The sequence below is a fragment of the Burkholderiales bacterium genome, from assembly GCA_023511995.1.
Taxonomy (GTDB): Bacteria; Pseudomonadota; Gammaproteobacteria; order Burkholderiales; family Thiobacteraceae; genus Thiobacter.
Genome location: JAIMAL010000024.1, coordinates 35,001 through 37,493, shown reverse-complemented (window position 1 = coordinate 37,493; position 2,493 = coordinate 35,001). Strand labels below are relative to the sequence as shown.

The 2,493-nt window shown below is 55.4% G+C and carries 2 tRNA genes and 1 rRNA gene; all 3 read right to left on the bottom strand.

From position 1 onward, the window contains the following. Positions 1–2,058, bottom strand: a 23S ribosomal RNA gene (locus tag K6T56_11220); the annotation flags it as partial. Between the two features lie 220 nt (positions 2,059–2,278). Then, positions 2,279–2,354: transfer RNA gene (locus tag K6T56_11215), tRNA-Ala, on the bottom strand. Positions 2,355–2,359: 5 nt separating this feature from the next. Next, positions 2,360–2,436 (bottom strand) — tRNA-Ile (locus K6T56_11210). Between the last annotated feature and the right edge of the window lie 57 nt (positions 2,437–2,493).

The window sequence follows — 2,493 nt, the reverse complement described above, 5'->3', positions numbered from 1 at the left end:
AGGTCGGAACTTACCCGACAAGGAATTTCGCTACCTTAGGACCGTTATAGTTACGGCCGCCGTTTACCGGGGCTTCGATCAGGAGCTTGCACCCCATCACTTAACCTTCCGGCACCGGGCAGGCGTCACACCCTATACGTCCACTTCCGTGTTTGCAGAGTGCTGTGTTTTTATTAAACAGTCGCAGCCACCTTTTCACTGCGGCCCCCTTCCGCTCCATGGGCAAGCCACTTCACGTACCAGGGGCGCACCTTCTCCCGAAGTTACGGTGCCAATTTGCCGAGTTCCTTCTCCTGAGTTCTCTCAAGCGCCTTAGGATTCTCACCCTGCCCACCTGTGTCGGTTTGCGGTACGGTCACTCTCAGACTGAAGCTTAGAGGCTTTTCCTGGAAGCATGGTATCAGTGGCTTGGCCTCCAAAAGGAGGTTGCGTCATCACGCCTTGGCTTCACCCTCCGGATTTGCCTAAAGGGCACGCCTACACGCTTAAACCGGGACGTCCAACACCCGGCCCACCTAACCTTCTCCGTCCCCCCATCGCATCTGAAAGCGGTACGGGAATATTAACCCGTTTCCCATCAGCTACGCATTTCTGCCTCACCTTAGGGGCCGACTCACCCTGCGCCGATGAACGTTGCGCAGGAAACCTCGGGCTTTCGGCGAGGGAGCTTTTCACTCCCTTTATCGCTACTCATGTCAGCATTCGCACTTCCGATACCTCCAGCATGGGTCACCCCACACCTTCACAGGCCTACGGAACGCTCTCCTACCGCTCAAATATCCCAAAGGACATCTAAGCCCGCAGCTTCGGTTCATGGCTTAAGCCCCGTTACATCTTCCGCGCAGGACGACTCGACCAGTGAGCTATTACGCTTTCTTTAAAGGGTGGCTGCTTCTAAGCCAACCTCCTGGCTGTCTTAGCCTTCCCACATCGTTCTCCACTTAGCCATGCATTGGGGACCTTAGCTGGCGGTCTGGGTTGTTTCCCTCTCGACACCGGACGTTAGCACCCGATGTCTGTCTCCCGTGAAACGACTCCCCGGTATTCGGAGTTTGCAATGGTTTGGTAGGGATGTGACTCCCCCCTAGCCATAACAGTGCTCTACCCCCGAGGGCCTATCACGAGGCACTACCTCAATAGTTTTCGGAGAGAACCAGCTATTTCCGGGTTTGTTTGGCCTTTCACCCCTATCCACAGCTCATCCCCTACTTTTTCAACAGTAGTGGGTTCGGCCCTCCAGTGAGTGTTACCCCACCTTCAGCCTGGCCATGGATAGATCACCCGGTTTCGGGTCTACACCCTGCGACTATGCGCCCTCTTCAGACTCGCTTTCGCTTCGCCTCCCCTATCGGTTAAGCTCGCCACAGAATGTAAGTCGCTGACCCATTATACAAAAGGTACGCAGTCACCCCTGCTTTAATGACCCTCACCCTCTAGTAAGGAAATCATTCACCCCTTCTCACCCATCTTCTGCTGTTCTCTACGCAAACAACAAAGACCCAAAGGCCATTAAAGCAGGGGCTCCCACTGTTTGTATGCATGCGGTTTCAGGTTCTATTTCACTCCCCTCCCGGGGTTCTTTTCGCCTTTCCCTCACGGTACTGGTTCACTATCGGTCGGTTACGAGTATTTAGCCTTGGAGGATGGTCCCCCCATCTTCAGACAGGGTTTCTCGTGCCCCGCCCTACTTGTCCCACGCCTAGTTCCACCACCCACCTTTCGCATACGGGGCTATCACCCTCTATGGCCGGACTTTCCAGACCGTTCTGCTAGACAGATGGCTAAATCGTGGAGGCTCCTCCGCGTTCGCTCGCCACTACTTGCGGAATCTCGGTTGATTTCTTTTCCTTGGGCTACTGAGATGTTTCAGTTCGCCCAGTTCGCCCCTCAAAGCCTATGGATTCAGCTTTGGGTGACCCTTGCGGGCCGGGTTTCCCCATTCGGACACCCCCGGATCAACGCTCGTTTGCCAGCTCCCCGAGGCTTTTCGCAGGCTACCACGTCCTTCTTCGCCTGTAACCGCCAAGGCATCCACCACATGCACTTGGTCGCTTGACCCTATCACCTCAAACAGCTCACACTGCTTGACGATGATTCCCACGCACCAGAAGCCCTTAAACTTCCAGCACGCTCACAATCAAACCCAGCTCGAGCCAGTCGCTTACACAACCGACTCTAAGCTCTCGACTCCTTCCAAATTGTTAAAGAACAGCCTCTTTCAGGTCACAGGATACAGTCAGGCCAAACCCTTCCCGTACCCCGTATCCTCTAACCTGACTGGTGGAGGCAGACGGGATCGAACCGACGACCCCCTGCTTGCAAAGCAGGTGCTCTCCCAGCTGAGCTATGCCCCCCTGTCTGGTGGGCCTGGTTGGATTTGAACCAACGACCCCACGCTTATCAAGCGTGTGCTCTGACCAACTGAGCTACAAGCCCCGCTCAGGCACCCATCCACGATGCCCGCCTCCGCTCTCAAACAGCCGATAAGCTGTG